Raw genomic sequence first — 21823 nt, forward strand, 5'->3', positions numbered from 1 at the left:
TTTTTATTTCAGTGAATGACATCAACGCAGATCAGTATCGGTGAACTCATAGCAAAAAAATGCCCGCCCCGGCGATCCCAGAGCAGGCAGACAAAACATACCCAGTTTCATGATATGTTTTAAAGCGAGCTTATTTGTTGAGTTGGAAGAGTGACAATCCCTGCATATCGGTAAATGCTTTATACGATGCCTGCAATGCCGTTTGCTGCATGATGTAAGAGGAAATAGTTGCATTCCAGTCCACATCAACCAGATCGCTCATCTGCTGCGTTTGCCCTAAAGCGCGATCGCTTCCTAATGAATCCAGCGACTCCAGTTCATTCAGTTGCGTGCCGAGTTCCGCGCGTACGGTCAGGACATTATTCAGTGAGTTTTTCAGGCCACGGTTGGTTTTATCCAATGCCGCAGCGGCGGTTTCTTTATCCGCTTCGCTATCTGCGACTGGCGTTTTTAGCGCCGCGATGGCGCTATCCAGCATAGCAAACAGGTTAGTTTCAGAATCGCTACCGTCAGGTTCCGCTACCGCGTTGCTGGTGATACTGTTGAAAATTTTGTCACCGGTATGCCCTATCACCATTGAGCGAGAGGCATCGACCTGCTGCTTAATACTTTCTGTTCCGCCGACATAATCACCGTCAGCCTCACTAAACGGCGCGGATTCTGTTTTATAACCGGCAAAAATGTAGCGCCCGTTCCCATCCGTGGTATTCGCCAGGTTTAACAACTGGTCGCGGATCCCCTGAATATCCGTTGCCAACGATGCCCGGTCATCATCACTTAACGTGCCGTTGCTGGCATAAACAATTTTTTCCTGGGCATTCTGGATTGCCGTCGTCACCTGGCCAAGCACGCTTTCTTCCAGCGACACCTTTTGGGTTGCAAAAGTCCGCGCCAGTGTGTACTGGCTGTTTTGCGCCTGCGCCTGGGAGAGAACTACGGCTTGTGATGCTGCAATGGGATCGTCAGAAGGGTTAACGACTCGCTTACCCGTCGACATCTGTTCGCCGTACTTCATCCATTCCGCCTGAGAATTGGTGATACCACGCATATTTTGCTGGTACATCATCTGGGTACTGAAACGCATCTTATCTCCCCTTAGCGAATGTTAATCAGCGCATCAAAAATGGCATTCGCCGTCTGCAGAACCTGGGCATTGGCCAGATAATACTGCTGAAAACGTTGCAGATTGCCGTACTCTTCGTCGAGATTGACGCCAGAGATAGACTGCTGCTGATTAGAAAGTTGCGTCACCACATTACTTTGAGTAGTGCTGCTGGTTTTCAACGTGGCGGTTTTATTCCCGATATCGCTAACCAACGAGGCATAGGCATCGTTAAAGGATTTCCCCCCGCCGACCGTTTTGCCATTAGTTTGCAAATCCAGCAGCGCCTGACCATTGCGGTTGTCGCTTTCACCGGCAGTTTCGTCGCTTGCCATGGCGATTTTCGCTTCGTCAGTGATTAGTACATCCATATTGACGATGGCATCGCTTACCGGTGTCAACGTGAAGCTGTCGTTTGGTTTTGGCGTTCCGGTGAAGGTCAGTTCCAGACCATCAAATGAGACTTTACCGTCGGCATCCGGCACCACCGTAAAAGTGGTATTGCTGGCCAGACGGGTGACCTGCCACTGATTATCTTTGAACGAGATTTTGTAATCTGTCGCCAGCACAGCGGAACTATCGGTCACCGTAGCACCGATCGCGGAGCTTCCTTTGTTTTTGCTATTTTCCAGAACAGCGGGCTTACCAATAGCAAAGAAATCCTCCCCTTCTTTACCATTGGCATCATACCCCTTGTTATGTTGGGCATTGAAAGCCTCAGCAAATGCCAGCGCCAGTTGCCCGAGCGTATTACGCGTCTGGTCCAGGTCCTGAGAACGAAATGTCAGAATACCGCCCAGTGACCCCGTATTCAGTAATTTCTCCGGGATCTCAATATGTTCCGCCGTCCCATCAACATAAGCGACTGTCGTACGAGAAGGATCGGCACTGGATGGGACTGCTGCAAGCTGACGTGCCGAACTGCCCTGAACCAGCGAATACCCATTGGCCATAGTGATATTGTAAGTACCGCCATCCTGAACGCTGACCTCAACACCAACGATCTGGTTTAATTCACTCACCAGTTGATCGCGTTGATCAAGGAGATCGTTGGGTGAAGCCCCTGCTCCCACGCCTGTTAAACGGGAGATCTGATCGTTCAGGCTGGCGATTTGTTTGGCATAATTATTGATCTGGTCGACGCTGGCACCTATCGCGACATTGACCTGTTTGTCCTGGTCGCGCAGATACTGGTCGGTGGTTTTAAACTGATTTACCAGACCTTCCGCCTTGCCAATCAGCGCCTGCCGCGCAGCCGGATCTTCTGCGTTACTGACCAGCGTTTGCAAACTGGTAAAGAAGTCCTGCATTTGCGTTGCCAGCGACGTGGTGCTGCCAGAGAGCATATTGTCGATTTTCGACATTTGCTCATAACGGGAAGTCAGGCCGCTACTCTGGGTCTGGGCCGCACGTAACTGATTGGTAATAAACGCATCGTATTCACGCTGCACGCCAGAAACATAGACGCCATTGCCTCCCCAACCGCCCGCACCTAACGTACTGTTAGCCTGCGCCATAATGGTGGTTTGTCGGGTATATCCGGCAACGTTATAGCTGGAAATATTATTACTCGCCGTATTTAACGCCGCCTGGGCAGCGTTAAGTCCGCTCATGGCGTTATTAATCAAGCTGGACATGGAGGTTCCTTGTAAGCCTTCAATTACAGAGCATTATCGGCAGACACCCGCCGGACTTGAATTATTCAGAACAGATTATCGATACTCATACTGTAGGTTTTGCTCACCTTGTCGCTTACCGATTTCAATTGCTGAATCATATTGGTGAGTTTGCGGGCATACTCAGGATCGGTAGCATAGCCCGCGTCCTGTAATGCCTGCGCCCCCAACTCGGCGCTGGCAGCGCGAGTCACGGCGGCGTAGCGTGGATTACGGGTTAACAGCCCAACGTAATCTGACAATGCTTCGAAATAAGAACTGTAAACACGAAACTTCGCCTTAACTTTCTTCGCTTCGCCGTTTTCATATTCGGTAGTAGTGATTTCAGTAACTGGCCCTTTCCAGTTACCTGACGCTTTTACGCCAAACACGTTGTAGCTCGGCTCGCCATTTTCGCGACGAATTTGTCGTTGTCCCCAGCCTGATTCCAGTGCAGCCTGGGCGAGGATCAGGTGATGTGGCACACCGCTTTGCTGACTTGCCAATTGAGCTGGCTGCGAGAGCTGTGCAAGGAACGCTTTGCTGTCACCAGGCAACAAAGCATCGAAATTGTGCGGTAAAGCTTTTTGCACCATCTGCTTGAGCGCTTTATTTTGAAAACTCATCACTGTTTCAAGTGGGAATTTCATCGGTCCGGCAGGCATTTCTTCTGCGGACAATGGCTGCTCTGGCGTCATCTGTTTTACCATCATCTCCGCAAGTCCCAGACCTTTGCCTGCTGTCATCTGTTGGGCTATCTGCTGGTCATACATGCTGGTGTAGAGCCGGGTATTCTCGCTGCTGAACAGGCCATCTTTCGGTAAGGCTTCACGCATGCTTTTTAGCATCATCTGCACAAACATCCCTTCCACCTGGCGAGCTACCGGGCGAATATTTGCTGCTGGATCTTCGCCCGCTTTCGCTTTCAGATCGTTAAGTGATTGTGCATCCCAGGCGGCGCTCGCCAGCAGTTTGCTGTCGCTAATCATCAGATGATTTCCAGTTTTGCCCGCAGACATCCCGCGCTTTGCATAGATTGCAGTATGGACATTAAATCCATCGGGGTGGCTCCCAAGGCGTTGAGCGCGCGCACCACGTTATTGAGGCTGGCGCTGGAACGCACGCTTTGCAGCGAACCGCCGCTCTGGCGTAAGTCGATCTGTGTTTGTGGCGTTACCACGGTCTGCCCGCCACCAAACGGCGTATCTGGTTGGCTGACATTGGCCTGACGATTTACCGTAACCGAGAGATTGCCCTGCGCCACCGCGCAGCTGTCGAGGGTCACTTCACGATTCATCACCACCGAACCGGTGCGCGAGTTAATCACTACTTTGGCGTCCTGCGGGGTGACATTGACCTGCATATTCTGGATATCGGCAAGGAAACGCACCTGGGAACTATTACCGCTCGGCACGCGAACCTGAATAGTTCGGGCATCTAACGCCGTGGCACTGCCGAATCCTCGGGTGCGGTTGATGGTATCGGCGATCTGCTGTGCCATCGCGAAGTCTTCGTCATTTAGCTGCAAATTGAGGGTATTGCCAGCGCCGAATTGGCTGGGCAATTCGCGCTCAATAATCGCACCGTTGGTGATCCGCCCGCCATTCAGTTGGTTAACCTGAACACTGCTGCCTCCCGCTGATGCCCCCGCGCCACCGACCAGAATATTGCCCTGCGCCAGCGCATAAACCTGGCTGTCGACGCCCTTAAGCGGTGTCATCAACAACGTACCGCCACGCAAGCTTTTGGCATTACCCATGGAAGAAACCACCACATCGATGGTTTGCCCCTGGCGTCCAAACGGCGGAAGTGACGCCGTCACCATTACCGCAGCGACGTTTTTTAGCTGCATATTGGTGCCAGTCGGAACGGTAATTCCCAACTGTGAGAGCATGTTATTAAGTGTTTGAGTGGTAAACGGTGTCTGGGTCGTCTGATCGCCCGTACCGTCAAGGCCAACAACAAGACCATAACCAATCAGCGAGTTTTGTCGTACGCCCTGTACGCTGGTGAGATCGCGGATGCGGTCAGCCTGTGCAACGGTCGCTACCAGCAGAAGAATGAATACAGAGAGAAATTTAATCACCACAGCCTCACTTACATTGGAGACAGGTTAAGGAAGAAACGCTGTAACCAGCCCATGTTTTGTGCTTCGTTAATGTAGCCATTGCCAACGTACTCAATACGCGCGTCTGCCACCTGGGTTGACGGTACAGTGTTGCTGCCACTGATAGTGCGTGGATTGACCACGCCGGAGAAACGAATAAATTCCGTACCCTGATTAATGGCTATCTGTTTTTCGCCCACCACATGCAGGTTGCCGTTGACCAGCACCTGATCAACCGTCACGGTCAAGGTACCGCTAAAGGTATTGCTGGCATTCGCCCCGCCTTTACCATTGAAGCTATTACCGCCAGAGGCATCGACATCGGCACGGGCATTACCAAACAGCCCCTGCAAATAGCGCGGCACAGTATCAAACCCGAAGTTGGTTTTTCCGTCGCGGCTGGCATTAGCAGACGAACTCTTGCTGGCGCTGACGTTTTCCTGCAACACAATAGTCAGCGTATCGCCGATATTGCGTGGTCGGCGATCTTCAAATAACGGCTGATAGCCATAATTAATCGGCTGGGCAGACTGAAAAATGGAACCATTGGCGACGGGCGTCGGGCCCGGTACAGGTTGTGCCGTGGTCACCCCCTGCACCAGCGGGGTAGACGGGATCCAGGCGCAGCCGGTCAGTGAAAGCACCAACAAGGTGGAAATGCCGTATTTTTTTCGCATGGCTATCATCTTCAAAAATCAATAAACCGGTAAGTTGCCCTACCGGTATGCTTTAGAGTTGCGTCAGTTTTTGCAGCATCTGGTCGGTGGTGGATACCGCTTTACTGTTGATTTCGTAGGCACGCTGTACCTGAATCATGTTGACCAGTTCCTCCGCCACGTTGACGTTAGACGTTTCAACATATCCTTGATACAACAGCCCCGCGCCGTTCAGACCTGGCGTGCTTTCGTTCGGTGCGCCGGAGGATTGTGTTTCGGTGTAGAGGTTTTCGCCAATGCTCTCCAGGCCAGTGTCGTTCATAAACGTGGTGAGATTGAGTTGTCCAACCTGAACCGGAGCAGCCTGGCCTTGCTGGGTAACGCTGACCACGCCATCACGACCAATGGTAATACTTAACGCATTCGCCGGAATGGTGATTGCTGGCTGCACCTGAAAACCGCCCGCCGTCACCAGTTGTCCGTTCTGATCCACCTGAAAAGAGCCGTCGCGAGTATAGGCTGATGAGCCATCCGGCAGCATGACCTGGAAAAAGCCCTGCCCTTTAATCGCCACATCTTTGCTGTTATTGGTTTGCGACAGGTTGCCCTGGCTGTGTAAGCGTTCAGTGGCGACCGGACGCACCCCCGTACCGATTTGTAACCCGGATGGCAAGGTAGTTTGTTCGGAAGACTGTGCGCCAGGCTGGCGAATAGTTTGATAAAGTAAATCTTCAAACACCGCCCGCTGGCGCTTGAAACCATTGGTACTGACGTTTGCCAGGTTGTTGGCAATGACGTCCATATTGGTTTGCTGGGCGTCGAGGCCCGTTTTGGCGATCCATAATGAACTGATCATAAAATGTCCTGTAGTGGATTGCTGACAAATCGCATATGTCTTCTTGCCGGATGCGGCGTAAACGCTTTATCCGGCCTACAAGGGCTCGCAAAATCAATAAATTGCGAATCATCCCGCAGGCCCGTCGGGCAACTTATGTTTGTCATGTATCCTTTCAATTAACTCATCGACAGCAGTTGGTTGGCGCGGCCAGCGTTATCATCGACGCTGCTTATTACCTTCATCTGCATTTCAAAACGCCGCGCACTGGCAATCATGTCGCTCATTGCCGAAACGGCATTGACGTTGCTACCTTCCAGCACGCCCGACATCACCCGTAACGTCGGGTCAGCCTGTAACACCGGACCACGCGTGGCCTGACTTTCCGCACTCAAACGAAAGATCCCATCATCACCACGCTGCACTTCACTGCCCGTGGCTCTCACCAGTTTCAACTGTCCTACTGGCGCAACGGTATTTGCCGGATCGCCCGGATTGAGCGCCGAAATGGTGCCATCGGCGGCGATAGTAATTTCCGCCCCTTCCGACACGGCAATCGGCCCCGCCTCGCCAATCACCGGATACCCCTGAATCGTCAGTTGTCCACCGGGATCAACCTGAATGCTGCCATTACGCGTATACCCCTCGCTGCCGTCAGCGGTCTGCACGGCCAGCCAGCCATCCTGCTGCAACGCAACATCCAGGGGGCGCGAGGTGTAATCCATCTTGCCGGACGTCATATCTGCACCTGGCGTAGATGCCGTCACCAGAGTGCGTGTGGGCAGAGAAAGCCCTTCCACCGGCACTGCGCGCAAGGCGTTTAACTGCGCGCGAAAACCGGGCGTGGAGGCATTCGCCAGATTGCTGGCGGTCACCGCCTGTTGATTCAGCGTCTGGCTGGCGGCGCCCATCGCGGTATAGATTGCGTGATCCATCGAGCTATCCCGTCAGCAATTAGCGTAAGTTAACCAGCGTGTTGAGGATCTGGTCCTGAGTTTTGATGGTCTGGGCGTTAGACTGATAGTTACGCTGGGCGACAATCATATTGACCAGTTCTTTGCTGAGATCGACGTTGGACGCTTCCAGGGCGCCGTTGGTCAGTGCGCCAAAATTGCCAGTCCCGGCGGTTCCCAGCAGCGCGACACCAGAAGATTGCGTTGCAGACCAGACGTTGTCCCCCTCTGATGCCAGCCCTTCGTTGTTGGCAAAGTTGGCCAGCACAATCTGCCCCAGCAATTGGGTTTGTTCGTTCGAATAGTTCCCGACTACCGTGCCGTCATCGTTGATTTGATAACTCACCAGATCGCCCGGTTTGTAACCGTTCTGGGTGGTTGCCACAATATTGTTAGCGCCGGTGTTTTGCTGCATAGAGTTGAGGAAGCTGAGGGAGAATGTCGCAGGATCCGCGCCATTAATCGCGCCAGTGGTAATATCCTTTGTTGGATCCGACGTCAGAACACCATTGGCATCAAATTCCAGTGTTGTCGCTATCGTTGCAATGCTGTTTGGAGCACTACTATCCTGGGTGTAGACATCCCAGGTATTATCCTGTGTCTTCACAAAGTAGACGCTCATGTCATGGGCATTACCCTGACTGTCATACACCGTTACCGAACCTTTTTTGTTATAGCTATCGGCATCACTGGCGCTGAATGGCGTCACGGTGGGAAGCGTATCACTGGAGTTAAGGTTAATCTGCATGGACGCCGTGGTCGTGGACTTCGCCGCCATCAAGGTATTTGGAATCGAAATATTGCCCGGATTCGCCCCTTGCTGGATGGTCGGAGGCGTACCGGTTGCCGGATACCCGGTCAACTGTAAACCTTGCATATTCACAAGGTTACGGTTTTCATCCAGTTTGAATTGCCCGTTACGGCTGTAAAACACCGAACCGTTACTGTCTACCAGACGGAAAAAACCGTTCTGGCTGATAGCAACGTCCAGCCCACGACCAGTATTTGTGGTCGTGCCATCGGTAAAATCCTGAGTGATGCCTGCAACTTTTACTCCCAGTCCCACTTTCGAACCAGCAAACATATCAGCAAAAGAGGCCGTGCCGGATTTAAAGCCATAGGTGGCGGAGTTGGCGATATTGTTGCCAATGACATCGAGATTGGTGGCGGCAGCGTTTAATCCGCTAACCGCTTGAGAAAAGGCCATGACTGACTCCTGAAATGTGAAGGCTTAAATTATCTGCCGTACTTCGTCGAGGGTGGTGGTGCCGTAAGTGCCGAGATCCAGCGTGTTACCGTTATTGCCGCGAATCACGCCCTGTACCAGCGCAAACTGCAATGGCTGGGCAACCAACTGCGTACCGCCGTTGCTGGCACTAATTGCCACGTTATAAGAACCGTTCGGCGCGGTCGTACCATCAGTCAACGTGCCGTCCCAGGTGAAACTGTGGACTCCGGCGCTGAGCTCACCAATATCAATGGTGCGCACAACTGCGCCATTTTTATCGGTTATGGTTGCGGTTACTTTATCTGCGGCCTGTTGCAGCTCAACACCAAACGGCGTGGTGGTGGTCACCGCCCCTTCTTCACTGCCAGTACCGGCAAGAATGGTGGTGCCGGGGATCATCACGCCGTGACCAATCAGGTTGCTGGCCTGTAGCGACTGGCTGTTATCAATCTGCCCGGAAATCGAACCGAGTGTGGTGTTGAGCTTTTCAATCCCGCTGACCGTGCTGATTTGCGCCAGTTGTGACGTCAGCTCGTTGTTTTCCATTGGATTGGTCGGATCCTGGTTTTTCAGTTGCGCCACCAGCAAAGTCAGAAAGCTGCTCTGTAAATCGGCGGCGTTACTGCCCGTAATCGAACTACTGCTGGTAGTGCTGACGCCGGTATTTGTCGGATCGGTGGTGGTTACCGCAATGGACATGACTTTCTCCTTTATTGACCGAGCGTGAGGGTTTTCAGCATCATGCTTTTCACCGTATTGAGTACTTCAACGTTGGCCTGATAGCTGCGCGACGCCGACATGGTGTTAACCATCTCGCCTACCACATCGACGTTTGGCATTTTCACGTAGCCCTTCGCGTCCGCCAGCGGATTACCCGGTTCATAGACCAGTTTGTCCGGGGCCTGGCTTTCAATCACGTCAGCCACTTTGACTCCGCCCGTCGCTGCCCCTGGCGCGGCGTTCACCTGGAACACCACCTGTTTTGCCCGATACGGCTGACCATCTGGCCCCGTCACGCTGTCGGCGTTGGCCAGGTTGCTGGCAGCCACGTTCAGACGCTGAGACTGAGCGGTTAACGCCGATCCGGCGATATCAAAAATATTCAGCAGTGCCATCCGTTAATTTCCGCTTTGTAATACGTTCATCATGCCTTTGATTTGTCCGCTCAACGCGCTAAGGCTCATCTGGTATTGCAGGCTGTTATCGGCAAACTGGGTGCGTTCGCGATCCATATCCACGGTATTGCCGTCCAGTGAAGGCTGGTCCGGAATACGGTATTGCAATTCTGTGGCAGGAGGTGACAACGCCTGTGCTGGAATATGCTGCGACGAGGTCAACGTCAGCGCGACCACGCTGGTTTCATCTCTCCCGCGCTGCATCACTTTTTTAAGTTCACTGGCAAAATCCATATCGCGCGCCTGATAACCAGGGGTATCGGCATTGGCGATATTTGCCGCCAGCACTTCCTGACGCTGGGCGCGCAGATTGAGTGCCTCTTGTTGAAAACGTAAGGCGGCGTCGAGCTTATCGAGCATATCTCCTCCGCAGATATCAAAATTCTGCCGTCAGCTTAAAGGCTTTACGCGCGCGTTATCGGCGGAATAAAAGCAAAATGGATTGCTATTTATGCCGTTGATGGTCATTGCGTACGGGTACAATTCAGGCTGTGAAAATGGCCGGGGGCAAAAATGCTGACAATAATGCGCTGTGTGGCGATCATCTCGATGTTGTTCAGTCCACTTAGTGCGGCTGGCGATTTTCCCTCACAATTGCAAACCTTTTTCGTTGCACAACTGGCAGGGCTAAGTGATGAGGTCCACGTCTCTATTCGTACTGCTCCCAATTTATTGCCGCCATGCGAACAGCCGCTGCTTTCCATGACTAATAACGCCCGCCTGTGGGGCAATGTGAATGTGCTGGCACGTTGTGGCAACGATAAGCATTACGTGCAAGTGAATGTACAGGCGACAGGGAATTATGTTGTTGCAGCAATGCCTGTTGTGCGTGGGGGAAAGCTTGACGCTGGCAGTGTAAAACTTAAACGTGGCAGACTGGATACACTACCGCCGCGTACCGTTCTGGATGTTAATCAACTGGTTGATGCGGTTAGCCTGCGCGATTTGGTCCCCGAACAACCTATACAGCTGACTATGCTGCGTCAGGCCTGGCGGGTAAAAGCAGGACAACGCGTTAACGTGATTGCCAGTGGCGATGGGTTCAGTGCAAATGCTGAAGGTCTGGCGCTGAATAACGCTTCCGTCGCGCAAAAAGCCCGCGTGAGAATGATATCGGGTCAGGTAGTCAGTGGCGTAGTGGATGCCGATGGGAATATTCTTATAAACCTGTAAGCTATTAAAGATTGCCCGTCCATTGCCGATAAATAAGCAACAAATGATAAAGCGCCCTCAATGAGGAATAAACCATGAGTATTGACCGCACTTCCCCCCTGAAGCCTGTAAGCACCGTTCAGCCACGTGAAACCAGTGACGCTCCGGTAGCCAATACCCGCGCAGCAAAAACGACGGCTACCGCCAGTACTAACGTCAAGTTAAGCGATGCGCAGGCAACACTGATGCAACCGGGCAGCAGTGATATCAATCTTGAACGCGTTGAAGCATTAAAATTGGCGATTCGTAATGGTGAACTAAAAATGGATGTCGGCAAAATTGCCGATGCGCTGATCAACGAAGTGCAACAAGATTTAATGAGTAAATAATCAGATGCCGCGTCTTGCTGAGATTCTCAACCAGATGTCTGTGGTGCTTAACGAGCTTAATATAGTGATGGTCCAGGAGCAGCAACATCTCTCTATGGGGCAGTTCACCGGTAGCCAGTTGCAACATATTACAGAACAAAAAAGCTCAATGCTGGCGACTCTGGATTACCTGGAACAGCTGCGTCGACAGGCACCGGATACAGAAATAAGTGAAGATATTGCGCAATGCTGGCAGGAAATCACCGAGAAAACGCAGCAATTACGCCAGTTAAATCAGCATAACGGCTGGCTACTGGAAGGGCAGATTGAGCGCAATCAACAGGCACTGGAAATGCTGAAACCGCATCAGGAGCCGACACTGTACGGGGCGAACGGTCAGACCTCAACACCCTGGCGCGGTGGTAAAAAGATTTCTATTTGAAGATTTTCTCCGGCCTGCGATGCAGGCCGGAATTCTACGTTAAGCAGTGCGACGAGCAAATTCTTTTACTTTGAAGCCCAACACGGCCAGTGCGGCAAAGTACGCTGCAATTCCCGCAACAACGACCGCCATCAAACGCAGTAAACGCCAGGGCATAGTGCCTAACGACCAGTCCGGCATAATATGCAACATGCCTAAAAGCACACCAGACATCACCAGAACCGCCACGAGTAAACGCAGCAGAAACGCAGTCCAGCCGGGTTGTGGGGTAAAGATTTTCTGCTTACGCAACTGCCAGTAAAGCAGCGAAGCATTCAGACACGCCGCCAGACCAATGGAAAGCGACAGCCCGGCATGTTTCAACGGGCCGATAAATGCAAGGTTCATCAATTGCGTCAAAATCAGCGTGACGATGGCAATTTTCACCGGCGTTTTAATGTCCTGCCGTGAATAAAAGCCCGGAGCCAGCACTTTCACCACAATCAGGCCAATCAAACCTACCGAGTAGGCAATTAACGCCCGCTGGGTCATCAACGCATCAAAGGCGGTAAATTTACCGTACTGGAACAGCGAAACAGTTAACGGACCGGAGAGGATGCCCAGCGCCACCGCACTTGGCAGCGCCAGCAGGAAACAAAGACGCAGCCCCCAGTCCATCAGACGGTTGTATTCATCGTGATTACCGCTGGCAAAACTTTTCGACAGCGACGGCAGCAAAATGGTCCCCAGCGCCACGCCCAGTACACCAGACGGGAACTCCATCAAACGGTCGGCGTAATACATCCATGACACCGAGCCAGAGGCAAGAAATGAGGCAAAAATAGTGTTGATGATTAAGGAAATCTGGCTAACAGAGACGCCAAGAATCGCCGGCCCCATCTGTTTCACTACGCGCATCGCCCCGGCATCGTGGAAGTTAATGCGCGGCAATACCAACATGCCAATCTTCTTCAGATGCGGTAGCTGATAAACCAGTTGCAGGATGCCGCCCACCGTAACTGCCCACGCCAGCGCCAGCACGGGTGGATTAAAGTACGGCGCAGCAAACAGCGCAAAGCCAATCATGCTGATGTTGAGTAACGTTGGGGCAAATGCCGGAATCGAGAAACGGTTCCAGGTATTCAGAATTGCCCCCACCAGCGATGCCAGTGAAATCAATAAGATATAGGGAAAGGTAATCTGTAATAGCTGGGTGGTCAGGGCGAATTTGTCGGCAGTATCCGCAAAGCCCGGCGCGGTTACCATGATCACCCACGGCGCGGCGAGCATACCGGCGACCGTCACAACCGCCAGCGCCAGCGTCAGCAGACCAGAGACATAGGAGACAAAGACCCGCGTGGCGTCTTCGCCCTGCTTGCTTTTATATTCCGCCAGAATCGGCACGAAAGCCTGGGAGAATGCGCCTTCAGCAAAGATACGGCGTAACAAGTTAGGAAGTTTGAACGCGACAAAAAAGGCGTCGGTTGCCATCCCTGCGCCAAAGATTCTGGCGACAATAGCGTCGCGTGCGAAGCCAAGCACACGCGAAAACATGGTCATCGAGCTGACGGCGGCCAGCGATTTTAATAAATTCATCGGTGTTCTAATCCAGACCCACGGGCAAAACGCCTGCAAGGCAGGCGCTGAAAGAGGCGAATAGTCTACCTGGATTATGGTGAATTGCTACCGCCAGATGTTACAGGGTTTATTCACTCATCGCATCGCGCCAGATCTTATCAACGATGCGCTGCGCCAGCACCGCCTGTTCACCCGCGGTTTGCGGAACTGTCTGATTTTGCACGCATTCAATGAAATGGCGCGCGCAACCGACAAATCCACGCTGCTCGAGGGTACTTTGCCAGCCAGGAATCGGTTTATGCACCACGCCCTGACCACGCTCCTCACGCCATTCACGCATATCGGTGATGTCGATTAATGCCCCTTCAGTCACTGCCAGCACCGCTTCACGCTGACTTCCGGCACGACGATGCATACAGGTGGTGATTTGTAACTGACCTGCCGAAAAATGGTGCTCGGCAAACAGCATTTCGCCGGACTCATTGGTCAGCAACGTACCGCTTTCGAGAGTTGCATTGCCGCCAGACAACCACAGCGCGGTATCAACCACATGCAGATAATCATCCAGCAAGGTGAAATAAAGATCGTGTGGCCCGACGCTATTGGTACGATGTTTATCCATTCTTAGCGAGGACGCACTGGCAAGCTGTGTTTTTAACTCACAGTACAGCGGCGCGAAACGGCGGTTAAAGCCGACCATCAGTGTCAGTTTTTTGCGCGCTGCGAGTTCAACCAGTCGCTCGGCATCGCGCAGATTTTCCGCCAGCGGTTTATCGACACAGACATGTACACCTGCATTTAATAATGCACTGACCACCTCAAAATGACTGGCGGTGCTGGAGTGGACAAATACCGCATCGCAACTGGCGGCAAGGTTAGATAACGAATCGGCGTAAGGAATGCGCCAGCTTTCACAAATTGAGATGGCTTTCTCACGCGTTGGCGACCACGCCCCTTGTAGCGTCCAGTCAGACGCCGCTGCCAGCACTGGCAGCCACGCTTTTTGCGCGATGCCGCCTAAACCCACTACGCCGATACGTAATTTTTTCACGTTAATCTCCCAGATGGGCCAGCAACGAATCAAGACGCTGTTTCAGTTCTGCCACCTCGATTTCCAGGGCCTCGACGCGGGATTGTAAATCACCACCAACCGCGTCCGACGTTTCTGTAAGCACAGGCTGATCATCCACCTCGCCACTGAAAAGATGCATATAGCGGCTTTCGCGTTTACCCGGTTCGCGAGCCAGACGAACAACAAAAGGCCCATCTTCGCGATTAGCCAGTTGTTCCAGCGTCGTTTCTACTTCCGTCATATCGCTGAATTCATACATCCGCGCCGCGCGACTGCGCAGTTCACCTGGCGTCTGAGCACCGCGCAACAACAAGGTGGTAATTAATGCGACTTCCGCGGCGCTAAGTTTCAGGTCACCAAACTCAGAGTTGCAGAAACGTTGTTCATATTTGGTGACTCGATTACCAAAGCCACTCACCGTGCGCAGATAATGGCGTTTTACCAGATTATCCAGTTGCTCCTGCACCTCGGATTCGCTCAGATTCATTACCGGCTCACGGTTTGTTTTCTGGTTACAGGCCGTTACCACGCCATTCACGGAAAGCGGGTATTGCTCTGGCGTCGTCACCTGTTTTTCCAGCAAACAGCCAATCACACGGGCTTCCAGTGCGGTAAGTTGATACTTCATGAAATTCTCCTTAGCGGCCGGGCGTCCAGTCCGGGGTGGTTAATGCCGTCAGTACGTGATCGCGCCATTTTCCATCAATCAACAAATAATCTTTCGCATAGCCTTCTTTTTCAAACCCCAACCGCGCCAGCAAATCACCGCTGCGTTTATTGTGCGGCATATAGTTGGCCATAATGCGATGAATATGTTGGGTACGTTGCATATAGCGAATGGCGGCGGTCAGAGCTTCAAACATCAGTCCTTTACCCTGCCATTTTTGTCCGATCGAATAACCGAGATAACAGGCGTGAAAAGAGCCGCGTACCACATTGGAAAAATTGGCTACCCCAATAATCTCTTTCTCATCTGGATCAAATAATCCAAAGTAAAAGGCTGAGCCCTGTTTATGAAATTCGTTAATCATGCTTAACCTGGCCTGCCAGCCTGAAGGATAGCAGTGGCTTTCATCGCGCACCGGCTCCCAGGGCTTCAGGAAATGGCGATTCTCTGCGTAATAATCCGCCAGTCGCCAGGCATCACGTTCATGCACCAGACGCACGACCAGTCGGTCGGTGGTTAAGCGCACTTTTGGCACGTTACTGCGATAGCCAAACATTCTATACCTACTCCTTCCCGTAACGTCTTTAATACGCTGTAAGTATTACTATACCTGCGCAACCAGAGCCTGTGAAAAGTCCAAAATGCCATTTTCTGCATTATTCACATATTGGATAAAAATTCTCTATCAAAGCGACGTTTTGATAAAAAAATATTGTCCCCGATATGATGGGAAAAATCTTAGCAGCAATGCAGAATAGAAAGTGCTCATCTTTTATTTCCCGGGAGGGGAAATGTCGCGCGTATCGCAGGCGAGGAACCTGGGTAAATATTTCCTTCTCGTCGATAATATGCTGGTCGTGCTGGGGTTCTTTGTTGTCTTCCCGCTGATCTCTATCCGCTTCGTTGATCAAATGGGCTGGGCCGCCGTAATGGTCGGTATTGCCCTCGGTCTGCGTCAGTTCATTCAGCAAGGATTAGGCATTTTCGGTGGTGCTATTGCTGACCGTTTTGGCGCTAAACCGATGATCGTTACCGGTATGCTGATGCGCGCCGCCGGATTCGCCACCATGGGCATCGCCCATGAGCCCTGGATGCTGTGGTTTTCTTGTTTGCTCTCGGGCCTCGGCGGTACGTTATTTGATCCGCCGCGTTCGGCGCTGGTGGTGAAATTAATTCGTCCGGAACAACGGGGCCGTTTTTTCTCCCTGTTGATGATGCAGGACAGTGCCGGTGCGGTCATTGGCGCGCTGTTGGGGAGTTGGTTATTGCAATACGATTTTCGCCTGGTCTGCGCCACGGGGGCAATTCTGTTTGTATTGTGTGCAGCGTTTAACGCCTGGCTGTTGCCCGCATGGAAACTCTCTACCGTGCGCACGCCAGTCCGCGAAGGCATGACCCGCGTGATGCGCGATAAACGTTTTGTCACCTATGTCCTGACACTCGCGGGCTACTACATGCTGGCTGTGCAGGTGATGTTGATGCTGCCGATTATGGTCAACGACGTTGCCGGAGCGCCCTCTGCCGTTAAATGGATGTATGCCATCGAAGCGTGTCTGTCGTTAACGTTGCTCTACCCTATCGCCCGCTGGAGCGAAAAGCGTTTTCGTCTGGAACACCGGTTGATGGCGGGGCTACTGGTGATGTCATTAAGCATGATACCCGTGGGCATGGTCAGCGGCCTGCAACAACTTTTCACCCTGATTTGTCTGTTTTATATTGGCTCGATCATTGCCGAACCTGCGCGTGAAACTCTTAGCGCCTCGTTAGCGGATGCACAAGCGCGCGGCAGTTATATGGGATTTAGTCGGCTGGGCCTGGCGATAGGCGGCGCTATTGGCTATATCGGCGGCGGCTGGCTGTTTGACCTGGGTAAATCCACGCAACAACCGGAGTTGCCGTGGATGATGTTGGGCGTTATTGGCGTCATCACCTTCCTTGCATTGGGCTGGCAATTTAGCCATAAACGTGCCGCGCGTCGCTTGCTGGAACACGACGCCTGATTTGATACTCCCCCCTGACTCCTCCATACTGAAAGTGAACTGACAGCCAAATGGAGGAGTCACGTGAAGCTATATATTTACGATCACTGCCCTTACTGCCTCAAAGCCCGCATGATTTTCGGCCTGAAAAATATCCCCGTCGAATTACACGTTCTGCTCAACGACGACGCAGAAACACCCACCCGGATGGTCGGTCAAAAACAGGTTCCCATTCTGCAAAAAGATGACAGCCGCTATATGCCAGAAAGCATGGACATTGTTCACTATGTTGATAAGCTCGACGGCAAACCGCTATTGACTGGTAAACGCTCCCCTGCCATTGAAGAGTGGCTGCGCAAGGTCAACGGCTATGCCAATAAACTGCTGTTGCCGCGTTTTGCCAAATCGGCTTTTGATGAGTTTTCTACTCCCGCCGCACGCAAATACTTCATCGACAAGAAAGAGGCCAGCGCGGGTAATTTTGCCGAGCTACTCTCTCATTCTGATGGGTTAATTAAAAATATCAGCGATGATTTACGTGCACTGGATAAACTCATCGTCAAGCCAAACGCCGTAAATGGCGAGCTTTCGGAAGATGACATTCAACTTTTTCCGCTGCTGCGTAATCTGACGCTGGTTGCAGGAATAAACTGGCCAAGCCGCGTCGCTGATTACCGCGATAACATGGCTAAACAGACGCAAATCAACTTACTATCATCAATGGCGATTTAATCCTGACCTGTCGCGGCAGCCTGTATTCGCGGGTTGCCGCTGTTTTCAGTTTTTTCTGCTGGCGAGTTTATCGCTGGTGACACATGCTGCGTTGTGTCAGGATATTGACGCAGATTTCATGTCGAGGACTACCATGAACAAGTTTTTATTTGCCGCTGCATTAATCGTCAGTGGCCTGCTCGTTGGCTGTAATCAACTCACCCAATACACCATCACCGAACAAGAGATTAACCAGTCGCTTGCGAAACATAATAATTTCTCAAAAGATATCGGTTTGCCCGGCGTGGCTGACGCCCATATAGTTCTGACAAACCTGACCAGCCAAATTGGTCGTGAAGAACCTAATAAGGTTACCCTAACCGGGGACGCCAATCTGGATATGAACTCTCTGTTCGGTAGCCAAAAAGCAACCATGAAACTGAAGCTGAAAGCGCTGCCTGTGTTTGATAAAGAGAAAGGCGCCATCTTCCTGAAAGAGATGGAAGTGGTCGACGCGACCGTGCAGCCGGAAAAAATGCAAACCGTGATGCAAACGTTACTTCCCTATTTGAATCAGGCATTACGCAATTACTTTAACCAGCAGCCGGCTTACGTCCTGCGCGAAAATGGCAGCAAAGGCGAAGCAATGGCTAAAAAACTGGCAAAAGGCATTGAAGTGAAACCAGGTGAAATAGTCATTCCGTTCACTGATTAATTACGAGGGCGTATTTGCGCCCTTTATTTTTCGTGCAAAGGAAAACGTTTCCGCTTATCCTTTGTGTCCGGCAAAAACATCCCTTCAGCCGGAGCATAGAAATTAATGACTGCACCATCCCTGGTATTAAAGATCCGCCGCCCAGACGACTGGCACCTTCACCTCCGCGATGGCGACATGTTAAAAACTGTCGTGCCGTATACCAGCGAAACCTATGGTCGGGCCATCGTTATGCCCAATCTGGCACCGCCTGTAACAACAGTTGAGGCTGCTGTGGCTTATCGCCAACGTATCCTTGACGCCGTACCGGACGGACACGATTTCACCCCGCTGATGACCTGTTATTTAACAGATTCGCTGGACCCCAATGAGCTGGAGCGTGGATTTAACGAAGGCGTGTTCACCGCCGCAAAACTTTACCCTGCGAACGCCACCACCAACTCCAGCCACGGTGTGACGTCGGTTGACGCAATCATGCCAGTACTTGAGCGCATGGAAAAAATCGGCATGCCGCTGCTGGTGCATGGTGAAGTGACCCATGCTGACATCGACATTTTTGACCGTGAAGCGCGCTTTATTGAGACGGTCATGGAGCCGTTACGCCAGCGCCTGACCGCGCTGAAAGTCGTTTTTGAGCACATCACCACCAAAGACGCTGCCGACTATGTTCGTGACGGAAATGAACTATTGGCCGCCACCATTACTCCCCAGCATCTGATGTTTAACCGTAACCATATGCTGGTTGGCGGTGTGCGTCCGCATCTCTACTGTCTGCCGATCCTCAAACGCAATATTCACCAACAGGCGCTGCGTGAGCTGGTCGCCAGTGGTTTTGATCGCGTTTTTCTGGGTACCGATTCCGCGCCTCATGCTCGTCATCGTAAAGAGAGTAGCTGCGGCTGTGCAGGTTGCTTTAATGCGCCATCGGCGCTGGGTAGCTATGCAACCGTATTTGAAGAGATGAATGCACTACAGCATTTTGAAGCATTCTGTTCTTTAAACGGGCCGAAATTCTATGGATTACCGGTCAATGAATCGTTTATTGAGCTGATACGCGAAGAACAGCAAATTGCTGAAAGCATCGCTCTGACAGACGACACGCTTGTTCCTTTCCTGGCTGGGGAAACTGTACGTTGGTCTTTTAAGCAATAAAAAACGTAGCCACCTGTTGTCTTTAGCTTATTTTGCCTGTATAAATAACCAGTATATTCAACAGGGGGCTATTATGCGAATTGAAGTCACCATAGCGAAAACTTCTCCACTACCCACTGGGGCCATTGACGCTCTGGCGGGTGAACTTTCTCGTCGCATTCAGTATGCGTTTCCGGAAAATGAAGGTCACGTATCGGTACGATATGCTGCGGCAAATAATTTATCGGTTATTGGCGCAACAAAAGAAGATAAACAGCGCATTAGCGAAATTCTACAAGAAACGTGGGAAAGCGCCGATGACTGGTTTGTTAGCGAATAATATGCAGTGATGTTTGTTTTTGCCGGGTCGCCCCGGCTTTTTTATATTTTAAGATTGTTCGTACAAATTTTACACTCCCTCAAAATAATTGCACAATATGCTAAAAAAATATGAACGACATGCTGTTTTATTGTTCATATAAATCTTAAAAGCAAAAAAATATCTCACTACCCCTTTAAAATTTCGGTGAATAGCCATATTTATTGATATACTGAAGTTGCTTCAGATAAAAACGCATTGAACCTCGAATAACGTTGTCTAGTAACACGAATTAGGGGGCCATGATGGAAAAAAACAATGAAGTCATTCAGACTCATCCGCTCGTAGGGTGGGACATCAGCACCGTTGATAGCTATGATGCGCTGATGTTGCGTTTGCACTACCAGACCCCAAATAAGTCCGAGCAGGAAGGGACTGAAGTTGGTCAGACACTCTGGTTAACTACTGATGTTGCCAGACAATTTATTTCGATATTAGAAGCAGGAATCGCCAAAATTGAATCTGGTGATTTCCATGTCAATGAGTATCGTCGTCATTAACATGACATGACCATCCACCCAAAAGGCACCTTAACGGTGCCTTTACCATTTCTGGGTTGTATATCGTTTGTTACTTATTTACTCTGCTTAAACCATGAGAGCAGAGAGAAAAAAATGAAATACGATCTCATCATTATTGGCAGCGGTTCCGTAGGCGCTGCAGCCGGGTATTATGCCACCCAGGCCGGTTTGAAAGTGCTGATGACCGACAGCCATATGCCGCCACATCAACACGGCAGCCACCACGGAGATACCCGATTAATTCGCCATGCTTATGGCGAAGGCGAAAAGTATGTCCCGCTAGTACTCCGTGCGCAAACCCTGTGGGATGAACTCTCCCGTCACAACGAAGAAGACCCCGTTTTTGTGCGCTCCGGCGTCATCAACCTCGGCCCTGCCGACTCCGAGTTTCTCGCCAATGTCGCCCACAGCGCGGAACAATGGCAACTCAACGTCGAAAAACTGGATGCACAGACCATTATGGCCCGCTGGCCGGAAATACGCGTCCCTGACAATTACATCGGCTTGTTTGAGGCCGATTCCGGTTTTTTACGCAGCGAACTGGCAATTAAAACCTGGATCAAACTGGCGAATGAAGCTGGCTGCGCGCAACTGTTTAACTGTCCGGTCACCGCAATTCGTCATGACGATAACGGCGTAACTATTGAAACGGCGGACGGCGAGTACCAGGCGAAGAAAGCGATCGTCTGTGCGGGTACCTGGGTAAAAGAGCTGCTACCAGAACTGCCCATCCAGCCCGTACGTAAAGTATTCGCCTGGTATCAGGCCGATGGCCGCTATAGCGTGAAGAATAAATTCCCGGCCTTTACCGGTGAATTGCCCAATGGCGATCAATACTACGGTTTTCCGGCGGAAAACGATGCTCTGAAGATTGGGAAACATAACGGTGGTCAGGTCATTCATTCAGCGGATGAACGTGTTCCGTTTGCGGAAATCGACAGTGACGGTTCCGAAGCTTTCCCATTCTTACGTAGTGTGTTGCCTGGTATCGGCTGCTGCCTGTATGGCGCTGCTTGCACCTATGATAATTCGCCTGACGAAGATTTTATTATCGATACCCTACCCGGACACGCTAATACGCTACTGATTACCGGCCTGAGTGGGCATGGCTTTAAATTTGCTTCGATATTAGGGGAAATAGCCGCTGACTTTGCGCAAGACAAAAAAATCGATTTTGATTTAACGCCATTCCGGCTTTCCCGCTTCCAATAATCATCATCACGGCCTCCAAGTTGAGGCCGTTTTTACAGGAGCTTTTAATGCGTCGCCTGGTGAACTATCTCATCAATAATATTCGCGAACATCTCATGCTTTATCTTTTTCTCTGGGGGGTATTGGCGATTATGGATCTGATCTATGTGTTTTATTTTTAATCACCAGGCGCTGACACAAACTGACAAAAATTTAATTTCCCTTTC

General features: G+C 51.4%; 26 protein-coding genes. 11 read left to right on the forward strand and 15 right to left on the reverse strand.

Annotation, left to right across the window (positions count from 1 at the left end):
• Positions 1-130: 130 nt before the first annotated feature.
• The 11 genes from flgL to flgB form a co-directional block, all read right to left on the reverse strand.
• Complete coding sequence (flgL, locus tag D9597_RS13595; RefSeq protein WP_130215892.1) at positions 131-1084, reverse strand: flagellar hook-associated protein FlgL; 954 nt, start codon at positions 1082-1084, stop codon at positions 131-133.
• An 11-nt stretch (positions 1085-1095) separates the two neighbouring features.
• Positions 1096-2739: a flagellar hook-associated protein FlgK gene (gene flgK / locus D9597_RS13600; protein WP_130222887.1), complete on the reverse strand. Its 1644-nt coding sequence runs from the start codon at positions 2737-2739 to the stop codon at positions 1096-1098.
• A gap of 65 nt (positions 2740-2804) precedes the next feature.
• A complete protein-coding gene (flgJ, locus tag D9597_RS13605) occupies positions 2805-3746 on the reverse strand; it encodes a flagellar assembly peptidoglycan hydrolase FlgJ (protein WP_130215888.1) in 942 nt (313 codons plus the stop codon).
• Positions 3746-4843, reverse strand: a complete 1098-nt coding sequence (gene flgI / locus D9597_RS13610; protein WP_130215886.1) for a flagellar basal body P-ring protein FlgI — start codon at positions 4841-4843, stop codon at positions 3746-3748. The genes flgJ and flgI overlap by 1 nt, the downstream gene beginning before the upstream one ends.
• Before the next feature lie 11 nt (positions 4844-4854).
• Positions 4855-5550: a flagellar basal body L-ring protein FlgH gene (flgH, locus tag D9597_RS13615; protein WP_130222889.1), complete on the reverse strand. Its 696-nt coding sequence runs from the start codon at positions 5548-5550 to the stop codon at positions 4855-4857.
• Between the two features lie 43 nt (positions 5551-5593).
• Positions 5594-6376, reverse strand: coding sequence for a flagellar basal-body rod protein FlgG (flgG, locus tag D9597_RS13620; protein ID WP_000625837.1), 783 nt, complete (start codon positions 6374-6376; stop codon positions 5594-5596).
• A gap of 158 nt (positions 6377-6534) precedes the next feature.
• Complete coding sequence (gene flgF / locus D9597_RS13625; RefSeq protein WP_130222891.1) at positions 6535-7290, reverse strand: flagellar basal-body rod protein FlgF; 756 nt, start codon at positions 7288-7290, stop codon at positions 6535-6537.
• A gap of 19 nt (positions 7291-7309) precedes the next feature.
• Positions 7310-8515: a flagellar hook protein FlgE gene (gene flgE / locus D9597_RS23185; RefSeq protein WP_130222893.1), complete on the reverse strand. Its 1206-nt coding sequence runs from the start codon at positions 8513-8515 to the stop codon at positions 7310-7312.
• A 24-nt stretch (positions 8516-8539) separates the two neighbouring features.
• A complete protein-coding gene (gene flgD, locus D9597_RS23190) occupies positions 8540-9235 on the reverse strand; it encodes a flagellar hook assembly protein FlgD (RefSeq protein WP_064528545.1) in 696 nt (231 codons plus the stop codon).
• Between the two features lie 11 nt (positions 9236-9246).
• Positions 9247-9651: a flagellar basal body rod protein FlgC gene (gene flgC / locus D9597_RS13640; RefSeq protein ID WP_001196460.1), complete on the reverse strand. Its 405-nt coding sequence runs from the start codon at positions 9649-9651 to the stop codon at positions 9247-9249.
• Between the two features lie 3 nt (positions 9652-9654).
• Complete coding sequence (gene flgB / locus D9597_RS13645; protein WP_130216143.1) at positions 9655-10071, reverse strand: flagellar basal body rod protein FlgB; 417 nt, start codon at positions 10069-10071, stop codon at positions 9655-9657.
• 153 nt (positions 10072-10224) lie between these two features.
• On the opposite strand from flgB, the gene flgA reads away from it, so the two are divergent.
• From flgA to flgN, 3 genes are all read left to right on the forward strand, one after another.
• The gene (gene flgA / locus D9597_RS13650; RefSeq protein WP_130222895.1) at positions 10225-10884 is read left to right on the forward strand and encodes a flagellar basal body P-ring formation chaperone FlgA; all 660 of its coding nucleotides are present in this window, start codon (positions 10225-10227) and stop codon (positions 10882-10884) included.
• 74 nt (positions 10885-10958) lie between these two features.
• The gene (gene flgM, locus D9597_RS13655) at positions 10959-11252 is read left to right on the forward strand and encodes a flagellar biosynthesis anti-sigma factor FlgM (RefSeq protein ID WP_130205511.1); all 294 of its coding nucleotides are present in this window, start codon (positions 10959-10961) and stop codon (positions 11250-11252) included.
• A gap of 4 nt (positions 11253-11256) precedes the next feature.
• The gene (gene flgN / locus D9597_RS13660) at positions 11257-11673 is read left to right on the forward strand and encodes a flagella biosynthesis chaperone FlgN (RefSeq protein ID WP_130205509.1); all 417 of its coding nucleotides are present in this window, start codon (positions 11257-11259) and stop codon (positions 11671-11673) included.
• 39 nt (positions 11674-11712) lie between these two features.
• Here flgN and murJ read toward each other — a convergent pair whose 3' ends face one another.
• From murJ to rimJ, 4 genes are all read right to left on the reverse strand, one after another.
• Positions 11713-13248 (reverse strand): murein biosynthesis integral membrane protein MurJ, encoded by a 1536-nt coding sequence (murJ, locus tag D9597_RS13665; RefSeq protein WP_130222897.1) that lies wholly within the window; start codon positions 13246-13248, stop codon positions 11713-11715.
• A 109-nt stretch (positions 13249-13357) separates the two neighbouring features.
• The gene (locus D9597_RS13670; RefSeq protein WP_130215874.1) at positions 13358-14281 is read right to left on the reverse strand and encodes a Gfo/Idh/MocA family oxidoreductase; all 924 of its coding nucleotides are present in this window, start codon (positions 14279-14281) and stop codon (positions 13358-13360) included.
• 1 nt (position 14282) lies between these two features.
• On the reverse strand, positions 14283-14930 hold the full coding sequence (locus D9597_RS13675; RefSeq protein WP_064528533.1) for a YceH family protein: 648 nt from the start codon (positions 14928-14930) through the stop codon (positions 14283-14285).
• A 10-nt stretch (positions 14931-14940) separates the two neighbouring features.
• Positions 14941-15525, reverse strand: a complete 585-nt coding sequence (gene rimJ, locus D9597_RS13680) for a ribosomal protein S5-alanine N-acetyltransferase (protein WP_130205501.1) — start codon at positions 15523-15525, stop codon at positions 14941-14943.
• A 235-nt stretch (positions 15526-15760) separates the two neighbouring features.
• Here rimJ and mdtH point away from each other — a divergent pair, with 235 nt between their 5' ends.
• The 8 genes from mdtH (at position 15761) to D9597_RS13720 (ending at position 21778) form a co-directional block, all read left to right on the forward strand.
• Entirely contained in the window at positions 15761-16969 is a 1209-nt protein-coding gene (gene mdtH, locus D9597_RS13685; RefSeq protein ID WP_130222899.1) for a multidrug efflux MFS transporter MdtH, read from the forward strand.
• Between the two features lie 63 nt (positions 16970-17032).
• Positions 17033-17680 carry a glutaredoxin 2 gene (gene grxB / locus D9597_RS13690; protein ID WP_064670262.1) on the forward strand — a complete coding sequence of 216 codons (648 nt, stop codon included), beginning with the start codon at positions 17033-17035 and terminating at the stop codon, positions 17678-17680.
• A 133-nt stretch (positions 17681-17813) separates the two neighbouring features.
• Entirely contained in the window at positions 17814-18374 is a 561-nt protein-coding gene (locus D9597_RS13695; protein WP_130222901.1) for a lipoprotein, read from the forward strand.
• A gap of 105 nt (positions 18375-18479) precedes the next feature.
• On the forward strand, positions 18480-19526 hold the full coding sequence (gene pyrC / locus D9597_RS13700; protein WP_130222903.1) for a dihydroorotase: 1047 nt from the start codon (positions 18480-18482) through the stop codon (positions 19524-19526).
• A 73-nt stretch (positions 19527-19599) separates the two neighbouring features.
• On the forward strand, positions 19600-19845 hold the full coding sequence (gene dinI / locus D9597_RS13705) for a DNA damage-inducible protein I (protein ID WP_130222905.1): 246 nt from the start codon (positions 19600-19602) through the stop codon (positions 19843-19845).
• A 284-nt stretch (positions 19846-20129) separates the two neighbouring features.
• On the forward strand, positions 20130-20384 hold the full coding sequence (gene bssS, locus D9597_RS13710; protein WP_000414435.1) for a biofilm formation regulator BssS: 255 nt from the start codon (positions 20130-20132) through the stop codon (positions 20382-20384).
• Between the two features lie 114 nt (positions 20385-20498).
• Complete coding sequence (gene solA / locus D9597_RS13715) at positions 20499-21617, forward strand: N-methyl-L-tryptophan oxidase (RefSeq protein ID WP_130222907.1); 1119 nt, start codon at positions 20499-20501, stop codon at positions 21615-21617.
• A 47-nt stretch (positions 21618-21664) separates the two neighbouring features.
• Entirely contained in the window at positions 21665-21778 is a 114-nt protein-coding gene (locus tag D9597_RS13720; protein WP_001253741.1) for a YceO family protein, read from the forward strand.
• Positions 21779-21823 lie beyond the last annotated feature (45 nt).

This window comes from Escherichia sp. E13S3 (genome assembly GCF_004212325.1).
Classification (GTDB): Bacteria; Pseudomonadota; Gammaproteobacteria; order Enterobacterales; family Enterobacteriaceae; genus Escherichia.

Bases quoted from the DNA above. Each gene is read 5' to 3' on its own strand.
- flgL (WP_130215892.1), bottom strand. From the start codon at position 1,084: ATGCGTTTCAGTACCCAGATGATGTACCAGCAAAATATGCGTGGTATC.
- flgK (WP_130222887.1), bottom strand. From the start codon at position 2,739: ATGTCCAGCTTGATTAATAACGCCATGAGCGGACTTAACGCTGCCCAG.
- flgJ (WP_130215888.1), bottom strand. From the start codon at position 3,746: ATGATTAGCGACAGCAAACTGCTGGCGAGCGCCGCCTGGGATGCACAA.
- flgH (WP_130222889.1), bottom strand. From the start codon at position 5,550: ATGATAGCCATGCGAAAAAAATACGGCATTTCCACCTTGTTGGTGCTT.
- flgG (WP_000625837.1), bottom strand. From the start codon at position 6,376: ATGATCAGTTCATTATGGATCGCCAAAACGGGCCTCGACGCCCAGCAA.
- flgF (WP_130222891.1), bottom strand. From the start codon at position 7,290: ATGGATCACGCAATCTATACCGCGATGGGCGCCGCCAGCCAGACGCTG.
- flgE (WP_130222893.1), bottom strand. From the start codon at position 8,515: ATGGCCTTTTCTCAAGCGGTTAGCGGATTAAACGCTGCCGCCACCAAT.
- flgD (WP_064528545.1), bottom strand. From the start codon at position 9,235: ATGTCCATTGCGGTAACCACCACCGATCCGACAAATACCGGCGTCAGC.
- flgC (WP_001196460.1), bottom strand. From the start codon at position 9,651: ATGGCACTGCTGAATATTTTTGATATCGCCGGATCGGCGTTAACCGCT.
- flgB (WP_130216143.1), bottom strand. From the start codon at position 10,071: ATGCTCGATAAGCTCGACGCCGCCTTACGTTTTCAACAAGAGGCACTC.
- flgA (WP_130222895.1), top strand. From the start codon at position 10,225: ATGCTGACAATAATGCGCTGTGTGGCGATCATCTCGATGTTGTTCAGT.
- flgM (WP_130205511.1), top strand. From the start codon at position 10,959: ATGAGTATTGACCGCACTTCCCCCCTGAAGCCTGTAAGCACCGTTCAG.
- flgN (WP_130205509.1), top strand. From the start codon at position 11,257: ATGCCGCGTCTTGCTGAGATTCTCAACCAGATGTCTGTGGTGCTTAAC.
- murJ (WP_130222897.1), bottom strand. From the start codon at position 13,248: ATGAATTTATTAAAATCGCTGGCCGCCGTCAGCTCGATGACCATGTTT.
- D9597_RS13675 (WP_064528533.1), bottom strand. From the start codon at position 14,930: ATGAAGTATCAACTTACCGCACTGGAAGCCCGTGTGATTGGCTGTTTG.
- rimJ (WP_130205501.1), bottom strand. From the start codon at position 15,525: ATGTTTGGCTATCGCAGTAACGTGCCAAAAGTGCGCTTAACCACCGAC.
- mdtH (WP_130222899.1), top strand. From the start codon at position 15,761: ATGTCGCGCGTATCGCAGGCGAGGAACCTGGGTAAATATTTCCTTCTC.
- D9597_RS13695 (WP_130222901.1), top strand. From the start codon at position 17,814: ATGAACAAGTTTTTATTTGCCGCTGCATTAATCGTCAGTGGCCTGCTC.
- pyrC (WP_130222903.1), top strand. From the start codon at position 18,480: ATGACTGCACCATCCCTGGTATTAAAGATCCGCCGCCCAGACGACTGG.
- dinI (WP_130222905.1), top strand. From the start codon at position 19,600: ATGCGAATTGAAGTCACCATAGCGAAAACTTCTCCACTACCCACTGGG.
- bssS (WP_000414435.1), top strand. From the start codon at position 20,130: ATGGAAAAAAACAATGAAGTCATTCAGACTCATCCGCTCGTAGGGTGG.
- solA (WP_130222907.1), top strand. From the start codon at position 20,499: ATGAAATACGATCTCATCATTATTGGCAGCGGTTCCGTAGGCGCTGCA.
- D9597_RS13720 (WP_001253741.1), top strand. From the start codon at position 21,665: ATGCGTCGCCTGGTGAACTATCTCATCAATAATATTCGCGAACATCTC.